Genomic DNA, 24,749 nt, shown 5'->3' with positions numbered 1-24,749 from the left:
CTTGCCTCCCGTGCACGGTGAGGTCACTGTGGGCGCGGGCATGCCGGGCCGCGTGCGGTGGCGGCTCCGATGACGCCCGCGGTCCTTCGAGCTTTCCACTCCCGTCACGGTGCGTCCATACGAACGACGTGATCGCGCCGCCCCCCGGCCCGGGCCGTCCGCCGGATCTCCCCGCAGACGTCCGGGTGCCCGGCAGTCGCACACGCGCGCGCGTGGCTACGATGGGCCAGCCGGAGGCCAGCAGGGGCCGCGGCCACACCGACCGTCGGGAAGGCCATGCTGAACAAGTACGCGCGTGCATTCTTCACGCGTGTCCTCACGCCGTTCGCCGCGTTTCTCATCCGCCGGGGCGTCAGCCCCGACACGGTCACGCTCCTCGGCACCGCCGGCGTGATCGCGGGCGCACTGGTCTTCTACCCCCGAGGTGAGTTCTTCTGGGGCACGGTCGTGATCACGCTGTTCGTGTTCTCCGACCTCGTCGACGGCAACATGGCCCGCCAGCTGGGCCGCACCAGCCGCTGGGGCGCCTTCCTGGACTCCACCCTCGACCGGGTCGCCGACGGTGCGATCTTCGGCGGTTTCGCCCTCTGGTACGCAGGAAGCGGCAACGACAACGTCCTGTGCGCCGTCTCGATCTTCTGCCTGGCCAGCGGCCAGGTGGTGTCGTACACCAAGGCCCGCGGCGAGTCGATCGGGCTGCCGGTCGCCGTCAACGGTCTCGTGGAGCGTGCCGAGCGCCTGGTCATCTCGCTGGTCGCGGCCGGGTTCGCGGGACTGCACAAGTTCGGGGTGCCGGGCATCCAGTACCTGCTGCCGGTCGCCCTGTGGATCGTCGCCGTCGGCAGCCTGGTCACGCTCATCCAGCGGGTGGTCACCGTCCGTCGTGAATCGGCGGAGGCGGAGGCCGCGGCCGCCTCCCCCGAGAACGCGTCACAGGGGAGCGAGGCGGCGAAGTGAGCCTTCGCGATCAGCTGACCGACGCGCTGTACGGCCTCGGCTGGGGCACCGTCAAGAAGCTCCCGGAGCCGGTCGCCGTACGGCTCGGCCGCTCCATCGCCGACCTCGCCTGGAAGCAGCGCGGCAAGGGCGTGCAGCGCCTGGAGAGCAACTACGCGCGCGTGGTGCCCGACGCGGGCCCCGAGCGCCTCGCCGAGCTCTCGCGCGCGGGCATGCGCTCGTACCTGCGCTACTGGATGGAGTCCTTCCGGCTCCCGGCGTGGAGCCCCGAGCGGATAAAGGCCGGCTTCGACCCCAAGGACGTGCACTACCTGACCGAGGGGATCGCCTCCGACCAGGGTGTCATCCTGGCGCTGCCGCACATGGCCAACTGGGATCTCGCCGGCGCCTGGGTCACCACCAAGCTGGAGACGCCGTTCACGACGGTCGCCGAGCGCCTCAAGCCCGAGACGCTCTACGACCGCTTCGTCGCCTACCGCGAGGGCCTCGGCATGGAGGTCCTGCCGCACAGCGGCGGCACCGCCTTCGGCACGCTCGCCCGGCGGCTGCGCGACGGCGGCCTGGTCTGCCTGGTCGCCGAGCGCGACCTGTCGTCCTCGGGCGTCGAGGTCGAGTTCTTCGGCGAGACCACCCGGATGCCGGCCGGACCCGCCCTCCTCGCCCAGCAGACCGGCGCGCTGCTCCTGCCGGTCACGCTCTGGTACGACGACTCGCCCGTGATGCAGGGGCGGGTGCACCCGCCGGTCGAGGTGCCCGAGACAGGTAGCCGGGCCGAAAAGACGTCTGTCATGACACAGGCGCTGGCCGATGCCTTCGCCACCGGGATCGCCGACCATCCGGAGGACTGGCACATGCTCCAGCGCTTGTGGCTCAAGGACCTCGATCCTGCGGGGAAACCCCCGGCTCCCGAGAAGGGCACGTCGTGAGGATCGGCATCGTCTGCCCGTACTCCTGGGACGTGCCGGGCGGCGTCCAGTTCCACATCCGCGACCTCGCCGCGTACTTCATCCGCCTGGGCCACGAGGTGTCGGTCCTTGCTCCCGCCGACGACGACACGCCCCTGCCGCCGTACGTCGTCTCGGCCGGACGGGCGGTCCCGGTGCCGTACAACGGCTCGGTGGCCCGGCTGAACTTCGGCTTCCTGAGCGCCGCCCGGGTCCGACGGTGGCTGCACGACGGCGAGTTCGACGTCGTCCACATCCACGAGCCGACCTCGCCGTCGCTCGGCCTGCTGACCTGCTGGGCGGCGTCCGGTCCGATCGTGGCCACCTTCCACACCTCCAACCCGCGCTCGCGGGCGATGATCGCCGCCTACTCGATCCTCCAGGCGGCCCTGGAGAAGATCAGCGCCCGGATCGCGGTGAGCGAGTACGCCCGCCGCACGCTGGTGGAACACCTCGGCGGCGACGCGGTCGTCATCCCGAACGGCGTCGACGTCGACTTCTTCGCCCGGGCCAAGCCCAAGGCCCGGTGGCAGGGCGACACCATCGGCTTCATCGGCCGCATCGACGAGCCGCGCAAGGGCCTTCCGGTGCTCATGAAGGCGCTGCCCAGGATCCTCGCCGAGCGGCCGCAGACCCGGCTGCTGGTCGCCGGGCGGGGGGACGAGGAGGAGGCGGTCGCCTCGCTGCCCGCGGAACTGCGCCCCCGCGTGGAGTTCCTCGGCATGGTCAGCGACGAGGACAAGGCCCGCTTCCTGCGCAGCGTCGACCTGTACGTGGCGCCGAACACCGGCGGCGAGAGCTTCGGCATCATCCTCGTCGAGGCCATGTCCGCGGGCGCCCCCGTGCTCGCCTCCGACCTGGACGCCTTCGCCCAGGTCCTGGACCAGGGCGCGGCGGGCGAGCTGTTCGCCAACGAGGACTCCGACGCGTTGGCCGAGGCGGCCCTGCGGCTGCTGGGGGACCCGGAGCGGCGGGCCGAGCTGCGGGAGCGGGGGAGCGCCCACGTACGGCGCTTCGACTGGTCGACGGTCGGCGCGGACATCCTGTCGGTGTACGAGACGGTGACGGCGGGAGCGGCCGCGGTCGCGGCGGCGGAGGACGAGCGGGGACCGGGGCTTCGGTCGCGGCTGGGGCTGGCGCGGGACTGAGGGGGCGCTTGCGGGCGCCGGTTGGTCGAGCCGGCCTGTCCGGCGTCTGAGGACGAGGCCTTTCGGACCGAAGCGGGGGTCCGGGGGCGGCAGCCCCCAGGGGCGGTCGCGTCGATGCCCCGCACGTCTTTCGGCCGACCCGGCGGAGCGTAGGGTTGCCGCCCGTGACCGCAACCCTCATCTGGATCCTCGTCGCCCTCCTGGCGATCGGCCTGTACCTGAGCTGGACGGCGGGCCGCCTGGACCGGCTGCACGCCCGTATCGACGCCGCCCGGGCCGCGCTCGACGCACAGCTGCTGCGCAGGGCCTCCGTGGCCCAGGAACTGGCCACCTCCGGTGTCCTCGACCCTGCGGCCTCGATCGTCCTGTACGAGGCGGCGCACGCCGCCCGGCAGGCCGAGGAGGACCAACGGGAGGTCGCCGAGAGCGAGTTGAGCCAGGCGCTGCGGGCCGTCTTCGCGGAGGCGCCCCAGGTGGAGGCGGTCCGCGAGGCACCCGGCGGGGAAGCCGCCGCCCGCGAGCTCACCGAGGCTGTACGCCGCGTCCCGATGGCCCGCCGCTTCCACAACGACGCGGTGGGCGCCGCCCGCCGCCTACGCGAACACCGCAAGGTCCGCTGGTTCCGCCTGGCGGGCCACGCCCCCTTCCCGATGGCCTTCGAGATGGACGACGAACCACCGGCCGCGCTGGCCGACCGCGCGGCCTAGGGACCGCCGGCCATGACCGGCGGCAGACGCCGCGTCTTCCTCGACCTGGAGGGCAAGCGGGAGGGCTATCTGCTGCCGGTGCCGGGGAGCGGCCTCGACGAGGAGCTGAAGGACGTCTTCGCGGGCGAGCCGCAGGGGGCGGGGGCCCAGGGCCTGATCTGGGCTCCGCCGCTGCCGGAGCGGGTGCGGGCCGCGGCGGCACTGCATGTCTGCGGCTCCGCGAACCGGGACGACATCCATCCCGCGCCCCTCGTGCTGGACGAGTCGCGGCTGGCCGAGGCGGACGAGGCGTGGGTGCCGGTTCTGACGGCGGACGGGCCGGGCGTCCTCGTAGGGGAGAACTCCGACTGACGCACCGGTTGCGAGGGTGCCGGAGGAGAAAAGGATCCACCGGCTTCTCATTGGCCCTTGCCGTGGACTGGTCCACTCACGTTTCCTCGGTTCTTGCAGAAGCCCTCTTTCACTTCAGTGAGGTCACCCGTGTCCAGCACGCTCTCCGAAAACCAGGCCCCCGAGACCGGCACCGCGCGCGTGAAGCGCGGAATGGCCGAGCAGCTCAAGGGTGGCGTGATCATGGACGTCGTCACGCCGGAGCAGGCGAAGATCGCCGAGGACGCGGGCGCCGTCGCCGTGATGGCCCTGGAGCGGGTCCCCGCCGACATCCGCAAGGACGGCGGCGTGGCCCGGATGTCCGACCCGGACATGATCGAGGGCATCATCGACGCCGTCTCCATCCCGGTCATGGCCAAGTCCCGCATCGGCCACTTCGTCGAGGCCCAGGTGCTGCAGTCCCTCGGGGTCGACTACATCGACGAGTCCGAGGTCCTCACCCCGGCCGACGAGGTCAACCACTCCGACAAGTGGGCGTTCACCACCCCCTTCGTCTGCGGTGCCACCAACCTGGGCGAGGCCCTGCGCCGCATCGCCGAGGGCGCGGCCATGATCCGCTCCAAGGGAGAGGCCGGCACCGGCAACGTCGTCGAGGCCGTCCGCCACCTGCGCCAGATCAAGAACGAGATCGCCAAGCTGCGCGGCTTCGACAACAACGAGCTGTACGCCGCCGCCAAGGACCTGCGCGCCCCGTACGAACTGGTCAAGGAGGTCGCCGAGCTCGGCAAGCTCCCGGTGGTGCTGTTCTCCGCCGGTGGCGTCGCCACCCCCGCCGACGCCGCGCTGATGCGCCAGCTCGGCGCCGAGGGCGTCTTCGTCGGCTCCGGCATCTTCAAGTCCGGCGACCCCGCCAAGCGCGCCGCCGCCATCGTCAAGGCGACCACCTTCTACGACGACCCCAAGATCATCGCGGACGCTTCCCGCAACCTCGGCGAGGCCATGGTCGGCATCAACTGCGACACCCTCCCCGAGGCCGAGCGCTACGCCAACCGCGGCTGGTAAGGCACCAGATCACATGAACACCCCCGTCATAGGCGTCCTGGCCCTCCAGGGCGACGTACGGGAGCACCTCATCGCCCTGGCCGCGGCCGACGCCGTGGCCAGGCCGGTCAGGCGCCCCGAGGAACTCGCAGAGGTGGACGGCCTGGTCATCCCCGGCGGCGAGTCCACCACCATCTCCAAGCTGGCCGTCCTGTTCGGCGTGATGGAGCCGCTCCGCGCGCGCGTGCGTGACGGAATGCCCGTCTACGGCACCTGCGCGGGCATGATCATGCTCGCCGACAAGATCCTCGACCCGCGCTCCGGGCAGGAGACCGTCGGCGGCATCGACATGATCGTGCGCCGCAACGCCTTCGGACGGCAGAACGAGTCCTTCGAAGCGGCGGTCGACGTCCGGGGCGTCGAGGGCGATCCTGTAGAGGGCGTCTTCATCCGCGCCCCCTGGGTGGAGTCCGTCGGCGCCGAGACCGAGGTGCTCGCCGAGCACGACGGCCACATCGTCGCGGTCCGCCAGGGCAACGCGCTGGCCACGTCGTTCCATCCGGAACTGACCGGCGACCACCGCGTGCACTCCCTGTTCGTCGACATGGTGCGCGCGAACCGGACAGCGGAGTAACACCGGAGTCCTTGTAGGATCTCTGGCGTTCGTTCATAGATGGGTTACGCGAAGGAGACAGGCAGATGTCCGGCCACTCTAAATGGGCCACGACGAAGCACAAGAAGGCCGTGATCGACGCCAAGCGCGGCAAGCTCTTCGCGAAGCTGATCAAGAACATCGAGGTCGCGGCGCGCATGGGCGGCGTCGACCTCGACGGCAACCCGACGCTCTACGACGCCGTCCAGAAGGCCAAGAAGCAGTCGGTGCCGAACAAGAACATCGACTCCGCGATCAAGCGCGGCGGTGGTCTCGAGGCCGGTGGCGCCGACTACGAGACGATCATGTACGAGGGCTACGGTCCGAACGGCGTCGCGGTGCTCATCGAGTGCCTCACCGACAACCGCAACCGCGCCGCCTCCGACGTGCGCGTCGCCATGACCCGCAACGGCGGCAACATGGCCGACCCGGGCTCCGTGTCCTACATGTTCAGCCGCAAGGGCGTCATCATCGTCCCCAAGGGCGAGCTGACCGAGGACGACGTCCTGGGTGCCGTCCTGGACGCGGGTGCCGAGGAGGTCAACGACCTCGGTGAGTCCTTCGAGGTCATCAGCGAGGCCACCGACCTGGTCGCGGTCCGCACCGCCCTCCAGGAGGCCGGGATCGACTACGACTCCGCCGAGTCCAGCTTCGTGCCGTCCGTCCAGGTCGAACTGGACGAGGAGGGCGCCAAGAAGATCTTCAAGCTGATCGACGCGCTCGAGGACAGCGACGACGTGCAGAACGTCTTCGCCAACTTCGACGTCAGCGACGAGGTCATGGAGAAGGTCGACGCGTAACGCTGCCGCGAACGAAGCGGTTTCGGCGGGCCGGTGGGACAACACGTCCCACCGGCCCGCCGCCGTTGTCGGTGGCAGCGGCTAGCCTGGCGTGAAGTCAAAGATCACTGAGGGGAGGGGCGCGTGCGGGTGTTGGGGGTGGACCCTGGGCTCACGCGATGCGGTGTCGGCGTGGTCGAGGGGGTCGCGGGCCGGCCGCTCACCATGGTGGGCGTCGGTGTCGTACGGACGCCCGTGGACGCCGAGTTGGGCCAGCGCCTCGTCGCCATCGAGCAGGGCATCGAGCAGTGGCTGGACGAGCACCGGCCCGAAGTCGTCGCCGTGGAGCGGGTGTTCAGCCAGCACAACGTACGGACCGTCATGGGCACCGCCCAGGCCAGCGCCGTCGCCATGCTGTGCGCCGCCCGCCGCGGCCTCCCCGTCGCCCTGCACACCCCGAGCGAGGTCAAGGCCGCCGTCACCGGCAGCGGCCGTGCGGAAAAGGCCCAGGTAGGCGCCATGGTGACCCGTCTGCTCCGGCTCGACGCACCCCCGAAACCGGCCGACGCGGCCGACGCCCTCGCGCTCGCCATCTGTCACATCTGGCGCGCCCCCGCCCAGAACCGACTCCAGCAGGCGGTCGCCCTGCACGCAGCCAACGCAACGAAAGGCCGTACGGCATGATCGCCTTCGTGAGCGGCACGGTCGCCGCACTCGCCCCCGACGCCGCCGTGGTCGAGGTCGGCGGTGTCGGCATGGCCGTGCAGTGCACGCCGAACACGCTCTCCACGCTCCGTCTCGGCCAGCCGGCCAAGCTCGCCACCTCCCTCGTCGTACGGGAGGACTCGCTGACGCTCTACGGCTTCGTGGACGACGACGAGCGCCAGGTGTTCGAACTGCTGCAGACGGCCAGCGGGGTCGGTCCGCGGCTGGCGCAGGCGATGCTGGCCGTGCACACCCCGGACGCCCTGCGCCGGGCGGTGTCCACGAGCGACGAGAAGGCCCTCATCGCCGTCCCGGGCATCGGCAAGAAGGGCGCCCAGAAGCTGCTGCTCGAGCTCAAGGACCGGCTCGGCGAGCCGATCGGTGCCCCGGCCGTCGGTACGGCGGTCACCTCCGGCTGGCGCGACCAACTGCACGCCGCGCTGATCGGCCTCGGGTACGCCACCCGCGAGGCAGACGAGGCCGTGTCCGCCGTGGCACCGCAGGCCGAGGCGGCCGGGGGCACACCCCAGGTCGGTCAGCTGCTGAAGGCAGCCCTGCAGACCCTCAACCGCGCCCGCTGACCCACCTGCGCCACCCCAGTGAGGAGAGATCTCAGTGAACTGGGACGACCCGACCGACGCCCCCGGCCCCGAGCGGCTGGTGGGCTCCGTCGCCGACCGTGAGGACCAGGCCGTCGAGGCGGCCCTGCGCCCCAAGGACCTGGACGAGTTCATCGGCCAGGAGAAGGTCCGCGAGCAGCTCGACCTGGTGCTGCGCGCCGCACGCGCGCGTGGCGCCACCGCCGACCACGTGCTGCTCTCCGGCGCCCCGGGCCTCGGCAAGACCACCCTGTCGATGATCATCGCGGCCGAGATGGGCGCCCCCATCCGCATCACCTCCGGCCCCGCCATCCAGCACGCCGGCGATCTCGCCGCGATCCTCTCCTCCCTCCAGGAGGGCGAGGTCCTCTTCCTCGACGAGATCCACCGGATGTCGCGGCCCGCCGAGGAGATGCTGTACATGGCGATGGAGGACTTCCGGGTCGACGTCATCGTCGGCAAGGGCCCCGGCGCCACCGCCATCCCGCTCGAACTGCCCCCGTTCACACTGGTCGGCGCCACCACGCGGGCGGGCCTGCTGCCGCCCCCGCTGCGCGACCGCTTCGGCTTCACCGCGCACATGGAGTTCTACGAGCCCGCCGAACTGGAGCGCGTCATCCACCGCTCGGCGAACCTGCTCGACGTCGAGATCCAGGCCGACGGCGCAGCCGAGATCGCCGGCCGCTCCCGCGGCACGCCCCGTATCGCCAACCGGCTGCTGCGCCGGGTGCGCGACTACGCCCAGGTCAAGGCGGACGGGATCATCACGCGGGACATCGCGGCGGCCGCCCTTGCGGTGTACGAGGTCGACGCCCGTGGCCTCGACCGGCTGGACCGCGGTGTGCTGGAGGCCCTGCTCAAGCTGTTCGGCGGCGGGCCCGTCGGCCTGTCCACCCTCGCCGTCGCGGTGGGGGAGGAGCGCGAGACCGTCGAAGAGGTCGCCGAGCCCTTCCTCGTGCGGGAAGGACTGCTCGCGCGCACCCCCCGCGGCCGCGTCGCCACGCCTGCCGCATGGGCGCATCTCGGCCTCACTCCGCCCCGCTCGGCCACTGCGGGAAACGGACAACAGGACCTGTTCGGGACGTGATGCCTTTGTGACGGCGCGGGCATTGGCCCGGTCAGGAACCCAGGTGCCATGCTGAGCGTTGTTCCATGCGCGCGGACTCGCTTAGACTCCGCCGATGCCGCCTTTGTCGGCGGTATACATACCCCCATCCATGAGGCCGCTCTCCATCGCGGTCGTGCGAAGGAAACTCCGTCCCGTGAATATCACCATGCTCCTCCCGTTCATCGTGCTCATCGGGGCCATGTTCCTCATGACCCGCTCGGCCAAGCGCAAGCAGCAGCAGGCCGCCCAGATGCGCAACGAGATGCAGCCCGGCAGCGGCGTCCGCACGATCGGGGGCATGTACGCGACGGTCAAGGAGGTCAACGAGGACACGGTCCTCCTCGACGCCGGCCCGGGCGTCGAGCTCCTCTTCGCGAAGAACGCCATCGGTTCCGTGCTCAGCGACGACGAGTACAACCGCATCGTGCACGGCATCGAACACGACCTGAAGTCCGACTCCGACCTGGTCCCGGACGACGCCTCCTCCCTCACCGAGACCGACGACTCCGCCGACGAAGCTGCCGCCGCCTCCGACGACAAGTCCGTCGACCTCGACAAGAAGGACGCGCCCGAGGAGCCGGCCGACGACACCCCGGCCGCCGAGGCCAAGTCGGACGAAGAGCCGAAGAAGACCGACGGCGACTCCGAGGCGAAGTAGCCACATCCCGGGGCGCGCGGCCGACCTCGCGCGCCCCGGGACATGTGCGTCTCGCACACGGGGATCCCGACACCATGTCATGGCCGACACCGCGCTGACCCGGCGCGGAACGGCCCGAGAGGGAGTACGAGAAGGTGGCAGCACCTAAAAAGGGCCGGAGCGCGAGCGCCCAGAGCAAGCCGGGGCGCTCGCTGGCCCTCATCCTGATCGCCATCGTGGCGCTCACCGGAGGCATGTTCGCCTCCGGAAACACCACTCCGCGTCTCGGTATCGACCTGGCCGGTGGTACGAGCATCACGCTCCGGGCGGTCGCAGAGCCGGGCCAGGAGTCCGCGATCAACAAGACCAACATGGACACCGCGGTCGACATCATGAACAACCGCGTGAATGGTCTTGGTGTCTCGGAGACCGAGGTCCAGACTCAGGGCACGCGGAACATCATCGTCAACATCCCCAGGGGCACGAACTCCAAGGAAGCGCGGGAGCAGGTCGGCACCACTGCCAAGCTGTACTTCCGTCCGGTGCTCACCACCGAGATCTCCGATGGGGCCGCGACGCCCAGCCCGTCGCCGAGCGCCTCCGGCAGCCCCTCGGGGAAGTCCACGGGCAAAGCCGGCGAGAAGGCCACGGGCAAGTCGACCCCGTCCTCCTCCGCGACCCCGTCGGCGACCGCCACCTCGCAGGGCCGCGCCGTCACCGGCGCCCTGAAGGCAGACGCGACGCCGAGTGCCACCACCTCCTCGAGTGCGAAGACCTCCGCCTCCCCGTCCCCGAGCAGCACCGCCTCCGGTAACGCGGCCGCCGGCAAGCTCCAGGCGCAGTACACCGCGCTGAACTGCAAGAACGACAAGGCCCGCGCCAACGCCGGTAAGGGCAGCAAGGCCAGCGACCCGACCGTGGCCTGCGGCAAGAACTCGCAGGGTCAGTGGCAGAAGTACATCCTCGGCCCCGCCGAGGTCGACGGCACCGACGTCAAGAAGGCCGACGCCGTTTTCAACACGCAGTCCGCGGCCGGCTGGACCGTCACCATGGAGTTCACGGGAAAGGGCTCCAAGAAGTTCGGTGACATCACCGGCAAGCTGGCCAAGAACCAGCCCCCGCAGAACCAGTTCGCCATCGTCCTCGACGGCAACGTCGTCTCCGACCCGTCCGTCAACCAGGCGCTCACCGGTGGCAACGCGGAGATCACCGGCAGCTTCAGCCAGCAGGAGGCCCAGAGCCTCGCCAACATGCTGTCGTACGGCGCGCTGCCGCTGTCCTTCAAGGAGGACAGCGTCACCACGGTGACCCCCGCGCTCGGCGGCGAGCAGCTGCACGCCGGTCTGATCGCCGGCGGGATCGGCCTGGCACTGGTCATCGTCTACCTGCTGATCTTCTACCGCGGCCTCTCGGCCGTCGCGATCCCCTCGTTGCTGGTCTCTGCCATCCTTACGTACGTGATCATGGCGCTGCTCGGCCCGACGATCCACTTCGCGCTGAATCTGCCGGCCGTCTGTGGTGCGATCGTCGCGATCGGTATCACAGCCGACTCGTTCATCGTGTTCTTCGAACGGATCCGGGACGAGATCCGCGAGGGCCGCTCGTTGCGCCCCGCCGTCGAGCGGGCGTGGCCGCGTGCCCGGCGCACCATCCTGGTCTCCGACTTCGTGTCGTTCCTCGCCGCCGCGGTGCTGTTCATCGTAACGGTCGGCAAGGTCCAGGGCTTCGCGTTCACGCTCGGTCTGACCACCGTGCTCGACGTGGTCGTCGTCTTCCTGTTCACCAAGCCGCTGATGACGGTCCTCGCCCGCAAGAAGTTCTTCGCGAACGGCCACAGGTGGTCGGGCCTCGACCCGAAGGCACTGGGCGCCAAGCCGCCGCTGCGCCGTACTCGTCGTCCCTCCGCCCCCGTCGACCCGAAGGAGGCGTGAGATGTCGAAACTCGGCAGCCTCGGCGCCCGTCTGCACCGCGGTGAGGTCGGCTACGACTTCGTCGGCAACCGCAAGATCTGGTACGGCATCTCGATCCTGATCACCATCACAGCCATCCTCGGCCTGACGGTGCGCGGCCTGAACATGGGCATCGAATTCCGGGGCGGTGCCGTCTTCACCACCCCGAAGCACATGACCGCCTCGGTCGCTGAGACCGAGGGCTACGGGAAGGACGCCTCCGGTCACGACCCGATCGTCCAGAAGCTCGGCGACGGCAGCCTGCGCATCCAGATCGCCGGCATCGACACCGACAAGTCCGACGCGATCAAGGACAAGCTCGCCAAGGACCTGAAGGTCAACACCGAGAACATCAACGCCGACCTGGTCGGCCCCAGCTGGGGTGACCAGATCGCCAACAAGGCCTGGCAGGGCCTGGCGATCTTCATGGTCCTCGTGGTGATCTACCTGGCGATCGCCTTCGAGTGGCGCATGGCGCTCGCCGCGCTCGTCGCGCTGATCCACGACATCACCATCACGACCGGCATCTACGCACTCGTCGGCTTCGAGGTCACGCCCGGCACGGTGATCGGTCTGCTCACGATCCTCGGTTACTCGCTCTACGACACGGTCGTCGTCTTCGACAGCCTCAAGGAGCAGACGAAGGACATCACCAAGCAGACCCGCTGGACCTACAGCGACATCGCCAACCGCTCGATCAACAGCACGCTGATGCGGTCCATCAACACCACTGTGGTCGCGCTGCTGCCGGTCGCTGGCCTGCTGTTCATCGGTGGCGGCTTCCTCGGCGCCGGCATGCTCAACGACATCTCGCTGTCGCTGTTCGTCGGCCTCGCGGCCGGTGCGTACTCCTCGATCTTCATCGCCACCCCGCTCGTCGCCGACCTCAAGGAGCGCGAGCCGCAGATGAAGGCGCTCAAGAAGCGCGTCCTCGCCAAGCGCGCCCAGGCCGCTGCCGAGGGCGGGCCGCTGCCGGCCGAGACCGCGGACGAGCGCTACGACGACGAGCCGGAGGACGCGCACGCGGTCGTCGGGCCGCGCAACCAGCCAGCGTCGCGCAACCGCGGCCGTGGCCGTCCCTCTGGGAAGCGCCGATGACCGACATCAAGGAGCTGCTGCTCAGCCGCATCCGTGACGTGGCGGACTACCCGGAGCCGGGCGTGATGTTCAAGGACATCACCCCGCTGCTCGCGGACCCGGCGGCCTTCACGGCGCTCACCGACGCGTTCGCCGAGATCGCCGCGAACACGGGCGCCACCAAGGTCGTCGGCCTGGAGGCCCGCGGGTTCATCCTCGGTGCCCCGGTCGCCGTCCGTGCCGGCCTCGGCTTCGTCCCCGTACGCAAGGCGGGCAAGCTCCCCGGAGCGACCCTCGGCCAGACGTACGACCTGGAGTACGGCTCGGCGGAGATCGAGGTGCACGCGGAGGACCTCTCGGTGGGCGACCGCGTCATGGTCGTCGATGACGTCCTGGCCACCGGCGGCACAGCGGAGGCTTCCCTCCAGCTCATCCGCCGGGCGGGCGCCGAGGTCGCGGGTGTCGCCGTCCTCATGGAGCTGGGATTCCTGGGCGGCCGCGCCCGCCTGGAACCGGCTCTCGACGGCGCCCCCCTGGAGGCTGTACTCACGATCTGAGCAGAGTTTCGGGAACGAGTCAGCCCCGAGTGTGACCTTGTTGCACACTCGGGGCTGACTCGTTTTATTTCCTGTGCTGGCTTATGTCATCCGACCGACTGCGAAATCAGGTGCAGTCCTCGATGTTTTGGGATTCGATGGTGCCATTCTCCTTGCGGTGCCCCTTCGCGTCGGCCGCGGCGGTGAGGCGATGCAGGCGGTGCACCGAGCCGTCCCTCCACCAGACGCACAGATCCCTCGTGGTGTTGCACGTGTTGTGGTAGTAGATGGTCGCTGTGGTGGTTCCGTCAGCCCAGGACCAGTTGAAGCATCCAGAGGTGCCCCTGTGCGTTGACATCGGGCTTGCCGTTGCCGCCTGGGCGGGAAGCGCGAAAGCGGCGCTCATTCCCACGGTCAGGGCCACAGCGGCCACTGACTTTCCGAATATCTTCATGCTCTATCCCGTTTCCGTTTTCTTTCGAAGTGGGAAGATGACGAATTTCTTCCACTTCTGGTCGAAGTTGATCTTATGGGGCCTCTGATGCGCGAGTCAACGGCATTAATGAGCTTGACTTCCGGTCGTTTTAAGTGGTGAATGGTCAGAGAAAGGGGAAATTGGGTATATATCTGGTAGGTTCCATGCGCCCCGACGGTGTCGGCAGCAGCCCCGCATGCTTCTCCGGTAGACGACCCTCACATCGGCCTGAACGCGATCCTGCGGCCCAGGATCGCTACCATGGGGTCTCCGGAGCCTGACCGGGGGACCCGGATCGCGCACGAGGAGTCCTCTTGCCAGACGAGGCCCAGCACCTGACCGCCGCCAAGCCCGAGTCCGCCTCGGCAGCCGCGGCCAAGCCCGCGCCGAACGCGCCCCACGCGAAGAACGACACCCGCGGGCCGGTCGAGCACGCCCAGTCCGCGCCCATCGACAAGTCGGCCGAGCAGTCGCGCCCCAAGCCCCCGCCACCCGAGCAGGCCACGCCCTCCCCCGCGGTGCGCCCGAACACCGGCCAGCCCGCCCGCTCCGGCTCCTCCAACCGCGTCCGCGCCCGCCTCGCCCGCCTCGGCGTCCAGCGCTCCAACCCGTACAACCCGGTCCTCGAGCCGCTGCTGCGGATAGTGCGCAGCAACGACCCGAAGATCGAGACGTCGACGCTGCGGCAGATAGAGAAGGCCTACCAGGTCGCCGAGCGCTGGCACCGCGGCCAGAAGCGCAAGAGCGGCGACCCGTACATCACGCATCCGCTCGCCGTGACCACCATCCTGGCCGAGCTGGGGATGGATCCGGCCACGCTGATGGCCGGCCTGCTGCACGACACCGTCGAGGACACCGAGTACGGCCTCGACCAGCTCCGCCGCGACTTCGGCGACTCGGTCGCCCTGCTCGTCGACGGCGTCACCAAGCTGGACAAGGTCAAGTTCGGCGAGGCCGCGCAGGCCGAGACCGTGCGCAAGATGGTCGTCGCCATGGCCAAGGACCCCCGCGTCCTGGTCATCAAGCTCGCCGACCGCCTGCACAACATGCGCACCATGCGCTACCTCAAGCGCGAGAAGCAGGAGAAGAAGGCGCGCGAGACCCTCGAGATCTATGCGCCGCTCGCCCACCGCCTGGGCATGAACACCATCAAGTGGGAACTGGAGGACCTCGCCTTCGCGATCCTCTACCCCAAGATGTACGACGAGATCGTGCGGCTCGTCGCCGAGCGGGCGCCCAAGCGCGACGAGTACCTCGCCATAGTGACCGACGAGGTGCAGCAGGACCTGCGGGCCGCACGCATCAAGGCGACCGTCACCGGACGCCCGAAGCACTACTACAGCGTCTACCAGAAGATGATCGTCCGCGGTCGCGACTTCGCGGAGATCTACGACCTGGTGGGCATCCGTGTCCTCGTCGACACCGTCCGCGACTGCTACGCCGCACTCGGCACCGTGCACGCGCGATGGAACCCGGTCCCCGGCCGGTTCAAGGACTACATCGCGATGCCCAAGTTCAACATGTACCAGTCGCTGCACACGACGGTCATCGGCCCCAACGGCAAGCCCGTCGAGCTGCAGATCCGCACCTTCGACATGCACCGCCGCGCCGAGTACGGCATCGCCGCGCACTGGAAGTACAAGCAGGAGGCCGTCGCCGGCGCCTCCAAGGTGCGCTCGGACGCACCCAAGGGCGGCGGCAAGGACGACCACCTCAACGACATGGCGTGGCTGCGCCAGCTCCTCGACTGGCAGAAGGAGACCGAGGACCCCGGCGAGTTCCTGGAGTCGCTGCGCTTCGACCTGTCGCGCAACGAGGTCTTCGTCTTCACCCCGAAGGGCGACGTCATAGCGCTCCCGGCCGGGGCCACGCCGGTGGACTTCGCGTACGCGGTCCACACCGAGGTCGGCCACCGCACCATAGGAGCACGGGTCAACGGCCGTCTCGTACCGCTGGAATCGACCCTCGACAACGGCGACCTGGTGGAGGTCTTCACCTCCAAGGCGGCAGGCGCGGGCCCCTCCCGCGACTGGCTCGGCTTCGTGAAGTCGCCGCGCGCCCGCAACAAGATCCGGGCGTGGTTCTCCAAGGAGCGCCGCGACGAGGCGATCGAGCAGGGCAAGGACGCCATCGTCCGCGCCATGCGCAAGCAGAACCTGCCGATCCAGCGCATCCTCACCGGCGACTCGCTGGTCACGCTCGCGCACGAGATGCGCTACCCGGACATCTCCGCGCTGTACGCGGCGATCGGCGAGGGGCATGTCTCCGCGCAGAGCGTCGTGCAGAAGCTCGTCTCCGCGCTCGGCGGCGAGGAGGCGGCCACCGAGGAGATCGACGAGGCGGTCCCGCCGTCCCGCAGCCGCAGCCGCAAGCGGCGCTCCAGCGCCGACCCGGGCGTCATCGTCAAGGGCGTCGAGGACGTGTGGGTCAAGCTGGCCCGCTGTTGTACGCCCGTTCCCGGCGACCCCATCATCGGCTTCGTCACACGCGGTAGCGGAGTATCGGTTCACCGCAGCGACTGCGTCAACGTGGAGTCACTGTCCCGTGAGCCCGAGCGCATCCTCGAGGTCGAGTGGGCGCCCACCCAGTCCTCGGTCTTCCTGGTCGCCATCCAGGTCGAGGCCCTGGACCGCTCCCGGCTCCTGTCGGATGTCACCCGCGTCCTGTCCGACCAGCACGTCAACATCCTCTCCGCGGCCGTCCAGACCTCCCGCGACCGCGTGGCCACCTCCCGCTTCACCTTCGAGATGGGCGACCCGAAGCATCTGGGCCACGTCCTGAAGGCGGTGCGTGGCGTGGAGGGCGTCTACGACGTGTACCGCGTGACGTCGGCGCGCAGCAGGTCGTAGAACCAGACGTACGACGAGAAGGGGCCCGTACCTTCCCGGTACGGGCCCCCTTCTTCACGCCACAGGCAGGGGTCAGCCGCCGAACTCCTGCAGGCCCTTCAGCGCCTGGTCCAGGAGCGCCTGGCGGCCCTCCAGCTCGCGCTCGAGCTTGTCGGCCCTGGCGGTGTTGCCCTGGGCGCGGGCCTGCTCGATCTGGCCCTTCAGCTTGTCGACGGCGGCCTGGAGCTGACCGGTCAGACCCTCGGCACGCGCGCGTGCCTCCGGGTTGGTCCGGCGCCACTCGGCCTCCTCGGCCTCCTGGATGGCCCGCTCCACGGCGTGCATCCGGCCCTCGACCTTCGGGCGCGCGTCCCGCGGTACGTGGCCGATGGCCTCCCAGCGCTCGTTGATCGAGCGGAACGCGGCGCGCGCCGCCTTGAGGTCCGTGACCGGGAGGATCTTCTCGGCCTCCTCGGCCAGCTCCTCCTTCAGCTTCAGGTTCTCCGACTGCTCGGCGTCCCGCTCCGCGAAGACCGAGCTGCGGGCGGCGAAGAACACGTCCTGGGCGCCGCGGAAGCGGTTCCACAGGTCGTCCTCGTGCTCGCGCTGGGCGCGGCCCGCGGCCTTCCACTCCGTCATCAGCTCGCGGTAGCGCGCCGCCGTGGGGCCCCAGTCCGTCGAGCCGGACAGCGCCTCGGCCTCGGCGACCAGCCGCTCCTTGGCCTTGCGGGCCTCCTCGCGCTGCGCGTCCAGCGAAGCGAAGTGCGCCTTGCGGCGCTTGGAGAACGCCGACCGGGCGTGCGAGAAGCGGTGCCACAGCTCGTCGTCCGACTTGCGGTCCAGCCGCGGCAGCCCCTTCCAGGTGTCCACCAGCGAGCGCAGCCGCTCACCGGCCGCCCGCCACTGGTCGGACTGCGCCAGCTGCTCCGCCTCGGCGACCAGGGCCTCCTTGGCGCTGCGCGCCTCGTCGGACTGCTTCGCGCGCTGCTGCTTGCGCTCCTCACGGCGCGCCTCGACCGTCGCCACGAGCTTGTCCAGCCGCGTCCGCAGCGCGTCCAGGTCGCCGACCGCGTGGTGCGCGTCGACCTGTTCACGGATGTGGTCGATGGCGGCCTGCGCGTCCTTCGCGGACAGGTCGGTGGTCTTCACTCGCTTCTCGAGGAGGCCGATCTCGACAACCAGGCCCTCGTACTTGCGCTCAAAGTAGGCCAGCGCCTCCTCGGGGGAGCCGGCCTGCCAGGAACCGACGACCTGCTCGCCGTCGGCCGTACGCACGTACACGGTCCCCGTCTCGTCGACGCGGCCCCACGGGTCGCTGCTCACAGCGCCTCCTCCACATGATGCCTGCGAGGGGCCTCAGTGCCCCCGGGCATCGTCCACAGTTTCGTCACGGCCAACATAGGCGACCGGCGGGTTGCCTGTCCGCATCCCGCGCGACCGAAATTTCGCACTTGACGGTCAGGATTTGGTGATCGTCGCCTTGTTGATCACAACGGTCGCATTGGGCGCCGTGTTCTGCGTCGTGGGGTCGGCGGGCTGGGCGCCGGCGGCGGCGATCTTCTTGAGAACCTTCATGCCCGCGGGGGAGATCGTGCCGAACGGGGTGTAGTCGGGCGGCAGCGGACTGTCCTGGTAGACGAGGAAGAACTGGCTGCCGCCGGTGTTGCGGCCCTGCTTCGTCTGCGCGTTGTACTGGTTGGCCATGGCGACCGTGCCCGCCGGGTACACCTGCCCCTTGAGGCTCTTGTCCTTGAGGTTCTCGTCCGGGATCGTGTAGCCGGGACCGCCCATTCCGGTTCCCTGCGGGTCGCCGCACTGCAGCACGTAGATGCCCTGGTCGGTCAGTCGGTGGCACTTGGTGTGGTCCAAGTAGCCCTGGCTGACGAGGAAGTTGAACGAGTTGACGGTGTGCGGCGCCGCCGACGCCTTCAGCGCGATGTCTATGTCACCGCACGTGGTGGCGAGATCCATCGTGTACTTCGCCGACTTGTCGATGGTCATCGCCGGCTCCTTCTTCCAGCTCAGCTTCTTCACCGAGCCCTTGGCCGGCTTCGCGCACGGGTCGGGTGCCTTGCTCGGGGCGGCGCTCGGGGACGTCTGCGAGCTCGCGTTGGCCTTGTCGTCGCTCTTGTCGCCCTTGAAGGCTCCGGTCGTGTAGAGCGCCACACCGGCGATGACGACCACACCGAGCACCGACGCGATCACAGAGTTGCGCATCTTCGCCTTGCGTCGCGCGGCCGTACGCCGCTGCTGCTGGCGCAAGAACTTCTCCCGGGCGAGCTGACGCTTGCGCTGTTCCTGGGTGACCACCGGGTTCTCTCCTCATGCGTCTCGTACGTCGACCGCGGTACGCGTGCGTCTTGTGAGCCGACCGCCTGCGTGTGCCCCGTACCGTATATGGGTTCGCTGAGGAATCGGCAGCGCCGGTAGGCTCTGAGGTCAGCAGCAGCCGCCCGTAATCGACACAACGAAGGACGATCGTGCTCATTGCCGGGTTCCCCGCCGGGGCCTGGGGGACGAACTGTTATCTCGTCGCCCCCGCCGCCGGTGAGGAGTGCGTGATCATCGACCCGGGCCATCAGGCCGCCCAAGGAGTCGAGGAAGCGCTGAAGAAGCATCGGCTCAAGCCCGTCGCGGTCGTCCTCACCCATGGCCACATCGACCATGTGGCCTCGGTCGTCCCGGTGTGCGGCGCGCACGACGTACCGGCCTGGATCCACCCCGAGGACCGCTACATGATGGCGGACCCCGAGAAGGCGCTCGGCCGCTCCATCGGCATGCCGCTCATGGGCGAGCTGACGGTGGGGGAGCCCGACGACGTCAAGGAGCTGACCGACGGTGCGAAGCTGGCACTCGCGGGTCTGGAGTTCTCCGTCGCGCATGCGCCCGGCCATACCAAGGGGTCGGTGACCTTCCAGATGCCGGAGACCACGGAGATCCCTTCCGTGTTCTTCTCCGGGGATCTGCTCTTCGCCGGCTCCATCGGACGCACCGACCTGCCCGGCGGTGACATGGCCGAGATGCTCGACTCGCTGGCCCGCGTGTGCCTGCCGCTCGAGGACTCGACCGTGGTGCTGTCCGGCCACGGCCCCCAGACGACCATCGGCCAGGAGCGCGCCACCAACCCGTATCTGCGGCAGGTGGCCGCCGGCCTCGGGAGCGTGGACGCTCCCCGACGAGGAATGTGACGAGACTTTCCGTGAGCACCTTCAAGGCCCCCAAGGGCACGTACGACCTGATCCCGCCGGACAGCGCCAAGTTCCTGGCGGTCCGCGAGGCGATCGCCGCGCCGCTGCGCAACTCCGGTTACGGCTACATCGAGACCCCCGGCTTCGAGAGCGTGGAGCTCTTCGCGCGCGGTGTCGGCGAGTCCACCGACATCGTGACCAAGGAGATGTACGCCTTCGAGACCAAGGGCGGCGACAGGCTCGCCCTGCGCCCCGAGGGCACTGCCTCCGTGCTGCGCGCCGCGCTGGAGGCCAACCTGCACAAGCTGGGCAACCTGCCCGTCAAGCTCTGGTACTCGGGCTCCTACTACCGCTACGAGCGCCCCCAGAAGGGCCGTTACAGGCACTTCTCCCAGGTCGGTGCCGAGGCGATCGGTGCCGAGGATCCGGCGCTGGACGCCGAGCTGATCATCCTGGCGGACCAGGCGTACCGTTCGCTGGGGCTGAGCAACTTCCGGATCCTGCTCAACAGCCTGGGCGACAAGGAGTGCCGTCCCGTCTACCGGGCCGCGCTGCAGGACTTCCTGCGCGGGCTGGACCTGGACGAGGACACCTTGCGGCGGGCCGAGATCAACCCGCTGCGGGTCCTGGACGACAAGCGGGAGTCCGTCCAGAAGCAGCTCGGCGATGCGCCGCTCCTGCGTGACTACCTGTGCGACGCCTGCAAGGCGTACCACGAGGAGGTCCGTGAGCTGATCACGGCGGCGGGCGTCGCCTTCGAGGACGACCCCAAGCTGGTGCGGGGCCTCGACTACTACACCCGTACCACCTTCGAGTTCGTCCACGACGGTCTGGGCTCCCAGTCCGCGGTGGGCGGCGGCGGCCGTTACGACGGCCTGTCGGAGATGATCGGCGGTCCGGCGCTTCCGTCCGTCGGCTGGGCGCTGGGCGTCGACCGCACGGTTCTCGCCCTGGAGGCGGAGGGCGTCGAGCTCGAACTGCCCTCCACGACGAGCGTGTTCGCGGTGCCGCTGGGCGAGGAGGCGCGTCGTGTGCTGTTCGCCAAGGTCACGGAGTTGCGCAAGGTGGGCATCGCTGCGGACTTCTCGTACGGGGCCAAGGGGCTGAAGGGTGCGATGAAGAACGCCAACCGCAGTGGTGCGCGGTACACCGTTGTTGCCGGGGAGCGGGATCTCGCCGAGGGTGTCGTGCAGCTCAAGGACATGGAGTCCGGTGAGCAGACGGCGGTCGGAGTGAACGAGATCGTGGCGGAGCTGGAAGCCCGGCTGGGCTGACTGAACGGCCGCGTCCTCAAACGCTGGACGGGCTGAGATGGCTGAGCCGAACTCAGCCCCTCCGGCGTCTGAGGAGCGGGGGTCCGGGGGCTGGCCCCCGGGTCGGGACGGGAAGGGGCGGCGGGGGCGAAAAGGATCAGTCGAGCAGACCGAACCGCATGGCGCTCGTCACCGCCGCCGTCCTGTCGTCCACCCCCAGCTTGCCGAAGGCCCGCAGGAGATGGGTCTTCACCGTCGACTCGCCGATGAACAGGCGGCGCCCGATCTCCGCGTTCGTACACCCCTCCGCCACCAGCCGCAGCACAGCGGTCTCCCGCTCCGACAGCCGTGGCCGCTCCGGCCGGGCGCGCAGCTGGTCGACCAGCCGGGCCGCCACCGACGGCGCCAGCACCGTCTCGCCGCGCGCAGCCGCCCGTACCGCCTCCGCCAGTTCCGCCCACGGCATGTCCTTGAGCAGATAGCCCGCCGCCCCGGCCTCCACCGCCCGCAGGATGTCCCGGTCCGTCTCGTACGTCGTCAGGACGATCACCCGGCACGGCAGCCCCGCCTCGCCCATCCGCACGATCGAGTCCACGCCCCCGCCACCCGGCATCCGCAGGTCCATCAGCACGATGTCGGGCCGGAGTTCGGCCGCCAGCGCCTCCGCCTGGGGGCCGCTCGCCGCGTCGGCGACGACCTCCAGGTCCGGCTCGGCGCTGAGCATCGCCCGTAGGCCCTCCCGTACGACGGGGTGGTCGTCGGCCAGGACGATCCGGATCACGACGAGCTCCTCCCCGGCGACACGGGCAGCGACACAGGCAGTGAGACGGGCAGACTGACCGTCACCGTCGTGCCGTCGCCCGGTGCGCTGCGGATCTGCGCCGTCCCGCCGACCTCGCCGGCCCGGGCGCGCGGCCCCGCCAGACCATAGCCGTCGCAGGGGGCGCCGGGGTCGAAGCCGCACCCGTCGTCCCGTACGGACACGGTGAGCGTGTCGTCGGAGTACGCCAGCGCGATGCCCACCGCCGCCGAACTCCCCGCGTGCTTACGGGCGTTGGCCAGGGCCTCCTGGCAGGAGCGCAGGGCCACCACCTCGGGAGCGGCCGGCAGCGGGCGCACAGGGCCCTGCACCTCCAGCGTCGCCCCGTGACGGGCGGCCAGGCGGCGCAGGGCGTCCGGGAGGGAGCTGCCGTCGAGGTCGGCGGGCGCGGCACCGGCGACCAAGGCGCGGGCCTCGGCAAGGTTCTGCCGGGCCGTCTCGTCCATCAGCGCCAGATGGCGGCGGGCCCGCGGGACGTCGTGGTCGAGTTCGGCCTCCACCGCCTGGATCAGCATCAGCAGGCTGGTGAAGCCCTGCGCGAGGGTGTCGTGGATCTCGCGGGCCATCCGCTCCCGCTCGGCCAGGGCGCCGTGGGCGGCCGAGAGGCGGGAGATCTCATGGCGGCTGGCATCGAGTTCGGCGATCAACTCGGCCCGTTCCATGCTCTGTTCGATGATGCGGATGGTCCAGCTGCCGATCACCACGGAGAAGACGAGGGTGACCACGGAGAAGAGGAAGTTGCCGAACAGGTCCTCCCCGCTGGGCCGCCACAGCAGTGCCCAGCCCGCGACCGGCACCAGGTTGATCACGGTGACGGCCACCAGGGACCACCGCGTGTGCAGCGTCATGAAGCACTGCGGGATCAGCGCGAACGCCATCAGCCGCGTCTCGCCCACCAGCACGGCCGACGGCAGGAACAGCGCGATGGCCCCGGCGAGATAGCGCAGCGCCCGGCCCTGTTCCGGAGGGTCCTCCTGGAGCAGCGGGCGCCCCACGACCGCGTACCAGGGCACCAGCGGGACGAGCAGCGCCGCCGCGACCGAACGGACCGGGAACCCCGGGTGGGCCGCGGCGAGCACGAAGGCGAGGGTGGCCGCCCAGGCGACCGCGAAGTAGCCGTCCCAGAGCCGGATCGTCCGGTCCCAGGCGTGCTCCTCACGGGCCGCGCCCGGACGGCTCATCCGTCGCGCCGGGTCTTCCAGCGGAAGGTCAGCAGACACAGCACCAATCCTCCGACGCACCAGGCGGCCAGCACCAGCGCGACCTTCCCGAACTCCCAGCTCCCGGCCTGCTCCAGGACCCGCGCCGAATCCGGCAGGAACACGCCCCGAAGACCCTGGCACAGCCACTTCAGCGGGAACAGGGCACCGATGTTCAGCATCCAGTCCGGGATGGTGTCGATGGAGATGTACACCCCGGAGATGAACTGCAGCACCAGGAAGGGGAGTACGACCACCGAGCTCGCGCTCTTCGCCGACTTGGGCACCGAGCTGATCGCGATGCCGAGCAGTGCGCACCCGGTCAGCCCCAGGACGAAGATCCAGGCGAAGTCGAACCACCGGGACGCGTCCGACGGCAGGTCCACGCCGTACAGGGTGGTGCCGACGAGGAGGAGGATCGCCGTCTCCACGACACCGGTGAACAGAACCAGCCAGATCTTGCCCAGGAAGTACGCCGACGGAGGCATCGGCGTGCCGCGCAGCCGGCGCAACACCTTCTCGTCCCGTTCGACCGCGATCGAGATGCCCAGCGACTGGAAGCTGGTCGACATGATGCCGGAGGCCATCATCGCGGGAACGTAGAGCTGGGAGGCGGTGACGCCGGAGCCGTGGACGTCGTCGTGGAAGATCGACGCGAACAGGAACAGGAACACGACCGGGAACGCGAACGTGAACACCACCTGGTCGCGCTGCCGGAAGAACTGCTTGATCTCCAGCGCGCCCCGGCGCAGGCCCAGCCCCCAGGCTCCCGGCAGCCGCTGGGCGGGCGCCTCGGCCCTGGTCCGTACGGCGGTCGTCGTCATCGCGCGTCCTCCTGCCCGGTCAGCCGGAGGTAGACGTCCTCCAGGGTGGGGCGGGCCACCGTCAGGCCCGGGATCTCCCCGTCGAAGCGGTGCATGAGCTCGGCGACCGTCCTGGTCGGGGTGTCGGTGCGCTCGGTTCGCGTGGCACCGTCCGGCTCGGTCCACTCGACGGTGGCCTCCGTCCCGTACCGCTCCCGCAGGGCGGCGGGCTCGCCCTCGGCGACGACCTGCCCCTTGGCGACCACGGCGAGCCGGTCGGCGAGCGCCTCCGCCTCCTCCAGGTAGTGCGTGGTCAGCAGGATCGTCGTGCCCCCGTCGGACAGCAGCCGGATCAGGTCCCAGAACTGCCGCCGGGCCGCCGGGTCGAAACCGGTCGTCGGCTCGTCCAGGAGCAGCAGCTCGGGGTCGCCGATCACGCCCAGGGCGACGTCGAGACGGCGCCGCTGCCCCCCGGAGAGCGCCTTGATCCGGCTGGTCGCCTTCGCCTCCAGACCCACCAGGCCGATGACCTCCTCCGGGTCGCGCGGCCGCGGGTAGTAGCGGGCGAAGTGCCGTACGGTCTCGCGGACCGTCAACTCGGCGGGCGCCGATTCGTCCTGCCAGACGATCCCGACACGTGACCGCCACGCGCGCGTGCCGGTCGCCGGGTCCGAGCCGAGCACCGACACCTCGCCCGCGTCCCGGCTGCGGTTGCCCTGCAGGATCTCCACCGTGGTGCTCTTGCCTGCGCCGTTGGGCCCCAGCAGGCCGAACACCTCGCCACGCCGAATGCCCAGATCGATGCCGTTCACCGCGGTCACGTCCCCGTACTGCTTGCGCAGCCCCCGTACGTCCACCGCGAGTTCGTTCGCGTGTGCTGTCATGCGGTTCAGCCTCGGCCGGAACCGAACGCTCCGGGACGACCGTGCGTACTTCCTTATGTCCACCGAACGGTGGACAGTGGCATTGGTGCGGCACAATGGCCCCTGCCCGAAGAAGGTCCAACTCTCAAG

Annotated in this window: 25 protein-coding genes; 18 read left to right on the top strand and 7 right to left on the bottom strand. The window is 69.8% G+C overall.

Annotation, left to right across the window (positions count from 1 at the left end; translation table 11 throughout):
- The first annotated feature begins 276 nt into the window (after nucleotides 1-276).
- The 15 genes from pgsA (at nucleotide 277) to ACIBW9_RS36430 (ending at nucleotide 13,191) form a co-directional block, all read left to right on the top strand.
- On the top strand, nucleotides 277-957 hold the full coding sequence (gene pgsA, locus ACIBW9_RS36500; RefSeq protein WP_389075201.1) for a phosphatidylinositol phosphate synthase: 681 nt from the start codon (nucleotides 277-279) through the stop codon (nucleotides 955-957).
- Entirely contained in the window at nucleotides 954-1,883 is a 930-nt protein-coding gene (locus tag ACIBW9_RS36495) for a phosphatidylinositol mannoside acyltransferase (protein WP_398961393.1), read from the top strand. The genes pgsA and ACIBW9_RS36495 overlap by 4 nt, the downstream gene beginning before the upstream one ends.
- Nucleotides 1,880-3,049, top strand: a complete 1,170-nt coding sequence (locus ACIBW9_RS36490; RefSeq protein ID WP_398961391.1) for a glycosyltransferase family 4 protein — start codon at nucleotides 1,880-1,882, stop codon at nucleotides 3,047-3,049. Before ACIBW9_RS36495 ends, ACIBW9_RS36490 begins: the two co-directional genes overlap by 4 nt.
- A 164-nt stretch (nucleotides 3,050-3,213) precedes the next feature.
- Nucleotides 3,214-3,756, top strand: a complete 543-nt coding sequence (locus tag ACIBW9_RS36485; RefSeq protein ID WP_398961389.1) for a hypothetical protein — start codon at nucleotides 3,214-3,216, stop codon at nucleotides 3,754-3,756.
- Between the two features lie 12 nt (nucleotides 3,757-3,768).
- Nucleotides 3,769-4,107, top strand: a complete 339-nt coding sequence (locus tag ACIBW9_RS36480) for a DUF6210 family protein (RefSeq protein ID WP_398961387.1) — start codon at nucleotides 3,769-3,771, stop codon at nucleotides 4,105-4,107.
- A 129-nt stretch (nucleotides 4,108-4,236) separates the two neighbouring features.
- Nucleotides 4,237-5,148 carry a pyridoxal 5'-phosphate synthase lyase subunit PdxS gene (gene pdxS, locus ACIBW9_RS36475; RefSeq protein WP_398961385.1) on the top strand — a complete coding sequence of 304 codons (912 nt, stop codon included), beginning with the start codon at nucleotides 4,237-4,239 and terminating at the stop codon, nucleotides 5,146-5,148.
- 13 nt (nucleotides 5,149-5,161) lie between these two features.
- Nucleotides 5,162-5,761: a pyridoxal 5'-phosphate synthase glutaminase subunit PdxT gene (gene pdxT / locus ACIBW9_RS36470; protein WP_398961383.1), complete on the top strand. Its 600-nt coding sequence runs from the start codon at nucleotides 5,162-5,164 to the stop codon at nucleotides 5,759-5,761.
- A gap of 65 nt (nucleotides 5,762-5,826) precedes the next feature.
- Nucleotides 5,827-6,579: a YebC/PmpR family DNA-binding transcriptional regulator gene (locus tag ACIBW9_RS36465; RefSeq protein ID WP_398961381.1), complete on the top strand. Its 753-nt coding sequence runs from the start codon at nucleotides 5,827-5,829 to the stop codon at nucleotides 6,577-6,579.
- A 123-nt stretch (nucleotides 6,580-6,702) separates the two neighbouring features.
- Complete coding sequence (ruvC, locus tag ACIBW9_RS36460; protein ID WP_099927474.1) at nucleotides 6,703-7,242, top strand: crossover junction endodeoxyribonuclease RuvC; 540 nt, start codon at nucleotides 6,703-6,705, stop codon at nucleotides 7,240-7,242.
- On the top strand, nucleotides 7,239-7,844 hold the full coding sequence (ruvA, locus tag ACIBW9_RS36455; RefSeq protein ID WP_115909326.1) for a Holliday junction branch migration protein RuvA: 606 nt from the start codon (nucleotides 7,239-7,241) through the stop codon (nucleotides 7,842-7,844). Before ruvC ends, ruvA begins: the two co-directional genes overlap by 4 nt.
- Before the next feature lie 34 nt (nucleotides 7,845-7,878).
- The gene (gene ruvB / locus ACIBW9_RS36450; protein ID WP_115909327.1) at nucleotides 7,879-8,949 is read left to right on the top strand and encodes a Holliday junction branch migration DNA helicase RuvB; all 1,071 of its coding nucleotides are present in this window, start codon (nucleotides 7,879-7,881) and stop codon (nucleotides 8,947-8,949) included.
- A gap of 187 nt (nucleotides 8,950-9,136) precedes the next feature.
- On the top strand, nucleotides 9,137-9,628 hold the full coding sequence (gene yajC, locus ACIBW9_RS36445) for a preprotein translocase subunit YajC (RefSeq protein WP_398961433.1): 492 nt from the start codon (nucleotides 9,137-9,139) through the stop codon (nucleotides 9,626-9,628).
- Between the two features lie 134 nt (nucleotides 9,629-9,762).
- Entirely contained in the window at nucleotides 9,763-11,538 is a 1,776-nt protein-coding gene (gene secD, locus ACIBW9_RS36440) for a protein translocase subunit SecD (protein WP_398961378.1), read from the top strand.
- Nucleotide 11,539: 1 nt separating this feature from the next.
- A complete protein-coding gene (secF, locus tag ACIBW9_RS36435; RefSeq protein ID WP_398961377.1) occupies nucleotides 11,540-12,655 on the top strand; it encodes a protein translocase subunit SecF in 1,116 nt (371 codons plus the stop codon).
- Nucleotides 12,652-13,191, top strand: a complete 540-nt coding sequence (locus tag ACIBW9_RS36430; RefSeq protein ID WP_398961375.1) for an adenine phosphoribosyltransferase — start codon at nucleotides 12,652-12,654, stop codon at nucleotides 13,189-13,191. The genes secF and ACIBW9_RS36430 overlap by 4 nt, the downstream gene beginning before the upstream one ends.
- A 106-nt stretch (nucleotides 13,192-13,297) precedes the next feature.
- Here ACIBW9_RS36430 and ACIBW9_RS36425 read toward each other — a convergent pair whose 3' ends face one another.
- Nucleotides 13,298-13,624, bottom strand: a complete 327-nt coding sequence (locus tag ACIBW9_RS36425; RefSeq protein WP_398961373.1) for a hypothetical protein — start codon at nucleotides 13,622-13,624, stop codon at nucleotides 13,298-13,300.
- A gap of 335 nt (nucleotides 13,625-13,959) precedes the next feature.
- Between ACIBW9_RS36425 and ACIBW9_RS36420 the strand changes: the two genes are divergently transcribed.
- The gene (locus tag ACIBW9_RS36420) at nucleotides 13,960-16,494 is read left to right on the top strand and encodes a RelA/SpoT family protein (protein WP_398961371.1); all 2,535 of its coding nucleotides are present in this window, start codon (nucleotides 13,960-13,962) and stop codon (nucleotides 16,492-16,494) included.
- Nucleotides 16,495-16,566: 72 nt separating this feature from the next.
- Here the strand turns inward: ACIBW9_RS36420 and ACIBW9_RS36415 are convergent, their stop codons facing one another.
- Together ACIBW9_RS36415 and ACIBW9_RS36410 are read right to left on the bottom strand one after the other, a co-directional pair.
- Nucleotides 16,567-17,796: a DUF349 domain-containing protein gene (locus ACIBW9_RS36415; protein ID WP_398961369.1), complete on the bottom strand. Its 1,230-nt coding sequence runs from the start codon at nucleotides 17,794-17,796 to the stop codon at nucleotides 16,567-16,569.
- A 135-nt stretch (nucleotides 17,797-17,931) separates the two neighbouring features.
- Nucleotides 17,932-18,783, bottom strand: coding sequence for a peptidylprolyl isomerase (locus ACIBW9_RS36410; protein ID WP_398961367.1), 852 nt, complete (start codon nucleotides 18,781-18,783; stop codon nucleotides 17,932-17,934).
- Between the two features lie 170 nt (nucleotides 18,784-18,953).
- Here ACIBW9_RS36410 and ACIBW9_RS36405 point away from each other — a divergent pair, with 170 nt between their 5' ends.
- Entirely contained in the window at nucleotides 18,954-19,661 is a 708-nt protein-coding gene (locus tag ACIBW9_RS36405) for an MBL fold metallo-hydrolase (protein WP_390696763.1), read from the top strand.
- A gap of 11 nt (nucleotides 19,662-19,672) precedes the next feature.
- Complete coding sequence (gene hisS / locus ACIBW9_RS36400) at nucleotides 19,673-20,935, top strand: histidine--tRNA ligase (protein ID WP_398961364.1); 1,263 nt, start codon at nucleotides 19,673-19,675, stop codon at nucleotides 20,933-20,935.
- Nucleotides 20,936-21,071: 136 nt separating this feature from the next.
- On the opposite strand, the gene ACIBW9_RS36395 is transcribed toward hisS, so the two are convergent.
- From ACIBW9_RS36395 to ACIBW9_RS36380, 4 genes are read right to left on the bottom strand one after another with little or no spacing between them, the layout of a single operon-like run.
- The gene (locus tag ACIBW9_RS36395; RefSeq protein ID WP_398961362.1) at nucleotides 21,072-21,695 is read right to left on the bottom strand and encodes a response regulator; all 624 of its coding nucleotides are present in this window, start codon (nucleotides 21,693-21,695) and stop codon (nucleotides 21,072-21,074) included.
- Nucleotides 21,692-22,915, bottom strand: coding sequence for a sensor histidine kinase (locus ACIBW9_RS36390; RefSeq protein WP_398961431.1), 1,224 nt, complete (start codon nucleotides 22,913-22,915; stop codon nucleotides 21,692-21,694). The genes ACIBW9_RS36395 and ACIBW9_RS36390 overlap by 4 nt, the downstream gene beginning before the upstream one ends.
- Nucleotides 22,912-23,757, bottom strand: coding sequence for an ABC transporter permease (locus tag ACIBW9_RS36385; protein ID WP_398961360.1), 846 nt, complete (start codon nucleotides 23,755-23,757; stop codon nucleotides 22,912-22,914). The genes ACIBW9_RS36390 and ACIBW9_RS36385 overlap by 4 nt, the downstream gene beginning before the upstream one ends.
- Entirely contained in the window at nucleotides 23,754-24,620 is an 867-nt protein-coding gene (locus tag ACIBW9_RS36380) for an ABC transporter ATP-binding protein (protein WP_398961358.1), read from the bottom strand. The genes ACIBW9_RS36385 and ACIBW9_RS36380 overlap by 4 nt, the downstream gene beginning before the upstream one ends.
- Nucleotides 24,621-24,749: the final 129 nt, after the last annotated feature.

It is taken from the genome of Streptomyces sp. NPDC049541, from assembly GCF_044465725.1.
Lineage (GTDB): Bacteria > Actinomycetota > Actinomycetes > Streptomycetales > Streptomycetaceae > Streptomyces.
Note: the sequence above shows the minus strand (reverse complement) of the source record. Positions and strands in the feature narration are given on the sequence as shown.

What these genes read in the sequence shown, in the direction of transcription:
- pgsA (WP_389075201.1), top strand. Translation starts at nt 277, where the DNA reads ATGCTGAACAAGTACGCGCGTGCATTCTTCACGCGTGTCCTCACGCCG.
- ACIBW9_RS36480 (WP_398961387.1), top strand. Translation starts at nt 3,769, where the DNA reads ATGACCGGCGGCAGACGCCGCGTCTTCCTCGACCTGGAGGGCAAGCGG.
- pdxT (WP_398961383.1), top strand. Translation starts at nt 5,162, where the DNA reads ATGAACACCCCCGTCATAGGCGTCCTGGCCCTCCAGGGCGACGTACGG.
- ACIBW9_RS36465 (WP_398961381.1), top strand. Translation starts at nt 5,827, where the DNA reads ATGTCCGGCCACTCTAAATGGGCCACGACGAAGCACAAGAAGGCCGTG.
- ruvA (WP_115909326.1), top strand. Translation starts at nt 7,239, where the DNA reads ATGATCGCCTTCGTGAGCGGCACGGTCGCCGCACTCGCCCCCGACGCC.
- yajC (WP_398961433.1), top strand. Translation starts at nt 9,137, where the DNA reads ATGCTCCTCCCGTTCATCGTGCTCATCGGGGCCATGTTCCTCATGACC.
- secF (WP_398961377.1), top strand. Translation starts at nt 11,540, where the DNA reads ATGTCGAAACTCGGCAGCCTCGGCGCCCGTCTGCACCGCGGTGAGGTC.
- ACIBW9_RS36430 (WP_398961375.1), top strand. Translation starts at nt 12,652, where the DNA reads ATGACCGACATCAAGGAGCTGCTGCTCAGCCGCATCCGTGACGTGGCG.
- ACIBW9_RS36425 (WP_398961373.1), bottom strand. Translation starts at nt 13,624, where the DNA reads ATGAAGATATTCGGAAAGTCAGTGGCCGCTGTGGCCCTGACCGTGGGA.
- ACIBW9_RS36390 (WP_398961431.1), bottom strand. Translation starts at nt 22,915, where the DNA reads ATGAGCCGTCCGGGCGCGGCCCGTGAGGAGCACGCCTGGGACCGGACG.
- ACIBW9_RS36385 (WP_398961360.1), bottom strand. Translation starts at nt 23,757, where the DNA reads ATGACGACGACCGCCGTACGGACCAGGGCCGAGGCGCCCGCCCAGCGG.
- ACIBW9_RS36380 (WP_398961358.1), bottom strand. Translation starts at nt 24,620, where the DNA reads ATGACAGCACACGCGAACGAACTCGCGGTGGACGTACGGGGGCTGCGC.